At 75.2% G+C, this 6,075-nt stretch carries 4 protein-coding genes; 1 reads left to right on the top strand and 3 read right to left on the bottom strand.

The features are described from left to right. From AB8Z36_RS29090 to AB8Z36_RS29080, 3 genes are all read right to left on the bottom strand, one after another. Window positions 1-435, bottom strand: a 435-nt coding sequence (locus tag AB8Z36_RS29090; RefSeq protein WP_369216365.1) for a maleylpyruvate isomerase N-terminal domain-containing protein, incomplete at its 3' end; no start/stop codon positions are given. Window positions 436-623: 188 nt separating this feature from the next. Beyond that, window positions 624-1,652: an EamA family transporter gene (locus AB8Z36_RS29085; RefSeq protein ID WP_440582024.1), complete on the bottom strand. Its 1,029-nt coding sequence runs from the start codon at window positions 1,650-1,652 to the stop codon at window positions 624-626. A gap of 206 nt (window positions 1,653-1,858) precedes the next feature. Continuing rightward, window positions 1,859-4,708, bottom strand: coding sequence for an FAD-binding and (Fe-S)-binding domain-containing protein (locus tag AB8Z36_RS29080; protein ID WP_369216364.1), 2,850 nt, complete (start codon window positions 4,706-4,708; stop codon window positions 1,859-1,861). Between the two features lie 189 nt (window positions 4,709-4,897). Here AB8Z36_RS29080 and AB8Z36_RS29075 point away from each other — a divergent pair. Then, window positions 4,898-6,075 (top strand): sensor histidine kinase (locus AB8Z36_RS29075; protein WP_369216363.1); only part of this gene is annotated, 1,178 nt, incomplete at its 3' end.

Here is a 6,075-nt window from a genome sequence, read left to right as displayed (position 1 = left end):
GTCCTGGCCGTGCGCCCAGGTCTCCATGAGCCGCGCGGTCGCCATGGAGGCGACGGCCATGGGCGGCCCGTACCACGGCAGGCGGGTCCCGGCGGGGGCCTCGGCGAGGGCGCGGCGCAGGGTGTCGCGGCCGGTCCGCCACCGGCCGAGCAGCTCGGCGGGCGACAGTGCCGCGCCCTCGGCCGCGCCCTCGTCCACGAACGAGTCCGGGGCCGCCGCCGCCTTCTCCACCTCGGCGGCGAAGGCCTCCGGGTCGGTGGCGGCGAGCAGGGCGGCGCGGTCGGTCCAGGCGAGGTGCGCGATCTGGTGGGCGACGGTCCAGCCGGGCGCGGGCGTCACGAGCGCCCAGCGCTCCTCGCTCAACTCCGCGACCAGTGCGTCGAGTTCCTCACCCTCGGCACGCAGGTCGTCGAGCACGGACAGGGCATCGGACACGGAACGCTCCCCTCGGGGCACGGCGATGTGCCAGGGAGCATGGCAGCGCCCACAGAAACAAGCAAGCGTGCTTGCATAATTTTTTCCGGGTCACCGGGTCCTCCGAGCAACCGGGGCCCCGCATACGGCGAAGGCGTCGGCACCGATGCCGGTGCCGACGCCTTCGCCGGTCTCTGACTGCGGCCCCGCTACCGCTCCGCGCCCCCGCGCGATGACTTCCCGCGGCCCACCTGCGTGCGCACCGCGCCCATGCTCGCCGCGATGACCAGGGCGATCGCCAGGGCCTCCACGGCCGAGAGCGCCTGGCTCAGGACCAGGAAACCGGCGACCGAGGCGATGGCGGGTTCCAGGCTCATCAGGACCGCGAAGGTGTGCGCGGGCAGGCGGCGCAGGGCCAGCAGCTCCAGGGTGTACGGAAGCACCGACGACATCACCGCGACCACCGCGCCGAGCGCCAGCGTGCCGGGCTGCACGAGCCGCGAGCCCGCGTCGGCGATGCCCAGCGGCAGGAAGAGCACCGCCGCGACCGCCATCGCCAGGGCGAGCCCGTCGGCCTGCGGGAAGCGCCGCCCGGTCCGCGCGCTGAAGATGATGTACGTCGCCCACATCGCGCCCGCGCCGAGCGCGAAGGCGACGCCCGCCGGGTCCAGGCCGCTGAGACCGCCCCCGCCGCCGAGCAGGAAGACACCGCAGAGCGCGAGACCGGCCCAGACCAGGTTCACCGCGCGGCGGGAGGCGATGACGGAGAGCGCGAGCGGTCCGAGCACCTCAAGGGTGACGGCGGGGCCCATCGGGATGCGGGCCACGGACTGGTAGAACAGCCCGTTCATCCCGGCCATCGCCACGCCGAAGGCGACGACCGTGCCCCAGTCGGCGCGCGAGTGACCGCSCAGCTTCGGGCGGCACACGATCAGGAGCACCAGCGCGGCGAAGGCGAGCCGCAGCGCCACGATGCCGAGCGCCCCGGTCCTCGGCATCACGCTGACGGCCACCGCGCCGCCGAACTGCACGGAGATCCCGCCCGCGAGCACCAGACCCACCGGTCCGAGCGAGCCGAAACGGGCCCGGAGGCCACCGCCGGGGGCGGCGGGGGTGCCGGACGCCCCCTCGGCCGTCGCCACCGCCTCGGCGGCCCCTGCGACCTCCGGCTGCTGCGCCACGACGGGGGCCGCCGCAGGTGCCGACGGTGCCGCCTGGTCGCTGCGCGAGATATTCACCGCTGAGCCTTCCTGCTGCCGTACCGAGTCCAGCACCGTGGACCGTACCGTCCAGGTCATTGGACCGTGTCAGGATTGTGGAGGGGTTTCACTGCTGTACGCAACCCGCGTCCACACCTCGAAGGTACGGCCGCTCGCGGCGCGCGTGAAATGCCGGACAGGCTGTGGTTATGCACCGCGGGCATGACGTGGGCGGGCCGTGCGGGTCACCGCTCGTCCAGCGCCTCGGCCAGCACCTCCGCCAGGTGCCGGGCCCGTACGCCCGCGAGCTGGCCGAGCTGGGTGCGGCAGGAGAAACCGTCGGCCAGCACGACCGCCCCGGCCGGGGCGTCGCGCACCGCGGGCAGCAGCGCCTCCTCCGCGCAGGCCACCGAGACCTCGTGGTGCCCGCGCTCGAACCCGAAGTTCCCGGCGAGCCCGCAGCAGCCGCCGGTCAGGGCGCCCTCAAGGCCCGCCCTGGCCCGCAGCCGCCGCTCCGCCGCGTCGCCGAGGACCGCGTGCTGGTGGCAGTGCGTCTGGCCGGTCACCGGGCGGTCGACGCGGGGTGGCCGCCACTGGGGCGCCAGTTCCTCGACGGCTTGGGCGAAGGTGCGTACGGACCCGGCGAGCCGGTGCGCGCGGGGGTCGTCGCCGAGCAGCTCGGCCAGGTCCGTGCGGAGCGCCGCCGCGCAGCTCGGTTCCAGGACCACCACCGGCACCCCGGCGGCCACCAGCGGGGCCATCCGCTCCACCGTGCCCCGCAGCACCGCGCGCGCCCGGTCGAGCTGTCCCGTCGACACATACGTCAGCCCGCAGCACACTCCCGGCGGCGGCAGCTCGACGGCGATCCCGGCCGCCTCCATGACCCGCACGGCGGCCCTGCCCACCTCGGGCGAGAGGTGGTCGGTGAAGGTGTCGGGCCACAGGACGGCCCGGGGTCCCCCGGGCCCCGCCCCGTGTCCCGCGCGCCACCACCGCCGGAACGTGCGCGGCGCCAGCTCCGGCACCCCGCGCCGCGCGTCGATCCCGCCGAGCCGCTTGCCGAGCGCCGCCAGCGGACCCACCCGCGCCAGGGCGTTGACCACGCGGGCGGTGCGCGTCGCCGCGACGGCCCGCAGCCAGCGCGGCAGCCACCCCATCGCGTAGTGGGCTGCGGGCCTGCGCCGGCCCGCGTAGTGGTGGTGCAGGAACTCCGCCTTGTACGTGGCCATGTCGACGCCGACCGGGCAGTCGGTGCGGCAGCCCTTGCAGGAGAGACAGAGGTCGAGCGCGTCCCTGACCTCCGTCGAACGCCAGCCGTCCGTCACCACCTCACCGGCGAGCATCTCGTGCAGCAGATGTGCCCGGCCCCGCGTCGAGTGCTCCTCCTCGCCCGTGACGCGGAAGGAGGGGCACATCACGTCCGTGGCGGAGCCCGGCGCCGCCGTTCGGCACTTGGCGACCCCCACGCACCGCCGGACCGCCGCCGAGAAGTCGCCGCCGTCCTGCGGGTAGCCGAAGGCGACGTCGACCGGCTCGCGCGGCAGCGGCGCGAAGCGCAGGTCGGCGTCGAGGGGCGAGGGCCGCACCAGCATCCCGGGGTTGAGCAGGCCCTCGGGGTCCCAGAGGTCCTTGACGCGCTCGAAGAGCCGGACGAGTTCCGGGCCGTACATCTTCGGCAGGAGTTCCGCGCGCGCCTGCCCGTCGCCGTGCTCGCCGGAGAGCGAGCCGCCGTGCGCGACGACCACGTCCGCGACCTCCTCGGAGAAGCGGCGGAACCGCGCCACGCCCTCGGGGGTGATCAGGTCGAAGTCGACGCGCACATGGATGCAGCCGTCCCCGAAGTGCCCGTACGGGGTGCCGCGCAGGCCGTGTTCGGCGAGCAGCGCGCGGAAGTCCCGCAGATAGGCGCCGAGCCGCGCGGGCGGCACGGCGCAGTCCTCCCAGCCCGGCCACGCCTCTCCGCCGGGTGTGCCGTCCGGCCCGTCGGGCAGGCGCGTGGCCGTGCCGCTCGCGTCCTCGCGCACCCGCCACAGGGCCCGCTGCCCGGCCGGGTCCTCCACGACCACCGCGTCGAGCGCGTCGGCAGCCCGCAGGAGTTCCGCCGCTCGCGCGCGTGCCTCGGCCGGGCTCGCGCCGCCCGTCTCCACGAACAGCCAGGCCCCGCCCCTCGGCAGCCCGGCCGCGCCGCGCACCAGGTCGGCCGCCATGCCCTCGACGGTCAGCGGACCGTACGGCAGGAGCCCGGGGGCCGCTTCCGCCGCCGCGCTCTCGTCGGCGTAGCCGAGCACGGCGAGGGCGCGGGCGCGGGGCGCCTCGACGAGCCGTACGGTCGCCTCGGTGAGGATGCCGAGGGTGCCCTCCGAGCCGCAGAACGCGCGCGCGAGGTCGGGACCGCGCTCCGGGAGCAGCGCGTCGAGCGCGTAGCCGGAGATGCGGCGCGGCAGGTCGGGGTAGCCGGTGCGCAGGAGCTTCAGGTGTCCGTCGACGAGTTCGCGCAGTCCGTGCGGCGCGCCCTGCCAGCCCTGGCCGAGGCGTTGGGTGCCGCCCCGGCCGCCGATGACGGACAGTTCGCGGACGTTGTCGGCGGTGGTGCCCCAGGCCACCGAGTGGGAGCCGCAGGAGTTGTTGCCGACCATGCCGCCGAGCGTGCAGCGGTTGTGCGTCGAGGGGTCGGGGCCGAAGGTGAGGCCGTGCGGGGCGACGGCGGCGCGCAGGTCGTCGAGGACGACTCCGGGCTGGACCACGGCCGTTCGCGCCTCCGGGTCCAGGGAGACGATGCGCCGCAGATGCCGGGTGCAGTCGAGTACGACGCCGATGCCCGTGGCCTGCCCGGCGATCGAGGTGCCCGCACCGCGTGCCACCACCGGCACCTCCCGCTCCCGGCAGACCGCGAGCACCGCCGCCACGTCGTCGGCGTCGCGCGGCGCCACGATCGCGGCCGGGACACGGCGGTAGTTGGAGGCGTCCATGGTGTGCAGGGCACGCGCGGTGACGGAGAGATCGACGTCGCCTCGCACGGCTGCCCGCAGCGCGTGGCCCAGGCCCTCCGTACCGCCGTCGAGGTCGCCCCGCCGCTTGCTCTTCCGGTCGCTCATAGCGGCCAGGATGCCCCCTCGGGGCCCCCTGGCGGCCAGCCCGCCGCACCCGTTATGTCATGATCCGGAAGGGATCATTCCCACTCCGGTCAGCAACTCTCCTATAGTGAGCACAATTTGTGCTGACCTTGAGAAATACCCGAGCACGTTCGAGCAGAGTGTGTCGCTTCCGATCGAGGACCACGATTGATGACCGCGCAAACCCCCCTGGCGCGCCCCGGGACGGAGCGCGCTCCCTCGCGCCCGTCCGCCCTCGTCCTGCTGGCCTGCGCCCTGGTCACCGCGGCGCTCTCCGGAACGGCCGTGGCCCTGGCGCCCGATTCCGTGCGCACGCCCCTCGCCTGGGGAGCCGGTGCCGCCTCGCTCGCGCTCAGCGTCGCCGTGGCCACCGCCTTCCACGGCGTACGGACCACCGCCCTGCTGCGGCGTCAGCTTGACGCCGCCCGGCAGGAGATGGACCGCGCCCGCCACGAACAGGCCCGTCAGGCAGCGGAATTCGGCAAGGAGCACGAGCACCTCACCGGCCGTCACGCCCGTGAGATCGCCGCGCTGACCGCCGAGCACATACGGGAGCGCACCGCCCTGACCGTGCGGGTACGCACCGCCGAGTCCGAGCGCGCCGCCGCCCTCGCCGCCTCCGCCAACGCGGCGGGCCGTATGCAGGCCCTCGCCACCGGCATGCTCGCCGACCTGCGCGAGATGGAGGGCAGGCACGCCGACGAGGACGTCCTGACCGATCTGCTGCACCTGGACCACAGGACCGCGCAGGCGGGCCGCATCGCCGACTCGGTGGCCGTCCTGACCGGCGCCCGCTCGGGACGCCGCTGGGCGAAGCCGATCGTCATGGAGTCGATCCTGCGCGGCGCGATGGGCCGTATCGGCGGCTATCAGCGCGTGCGCGTCCACTCCGCCAGCGAGGTCGCCGTCGCGGGCCACGCCGCCGAGGGCGTCATGCACGCCCTCGCCGAGATCCTCGACAACGCCGCCAACTTCTCGCCGCCCACCTCCGAGGTGCACGTCTACATCGAGGAGGTCGCCGCCGGGGTCATCATCTCCGTCGAGGACAGCGGCCTCGTCATGGGCCCGGTGCAGCAGCGCCGCGCCGAACAGGCCGTGTCCGGCGGCACGAAGGGCCTCGGCGGGCTCTCCGGCACGCGGCTCGGTCTCGCGGTCGTCGGCAGGCTCGCCCGCAAGCACGGCCTGACGGTGTCGTTCCGTCCGTCGGCGCGCGGCGGCACGGGGGTGCTCCTGCTGATACCCCAGGAGCTGCTCTCCCGCCCCTCGGAGACGTCCCCGGCGACGACTCCTCCGGTCGCGGCTGCGGCCCCGGCTGCGGCTCCGGCTCCGGCCCCGGTCGCGGCGCCTGC

This window comes from Streptomyces flavofungini (assembly GCF_041028215.1).
In the GTDB taxonomy this organism is placed as follows: domain Bacteria; phylum Actinomycetota; class Actinomycetes; order Streptomycetales; family Streptomycetaceae; genus Streptomyces; species Streptomyces flavofungini_B.
The sequence above is the reverse complement of the archived record's forward strand: the minus strand, read 5'-3'. Positions and strand labels throughout refer to the sequence as shown.

Excerpts from the sequence above, each read along its gene's own strand:
- AB8Z36_RS29080 (WP_369216364.1), bottom strand. The coding sequence starts at position 4,708 with ATGAGCGACCGGAAGAGCAAGCGGCGGGGCGACCTCGACGGCGGTACG.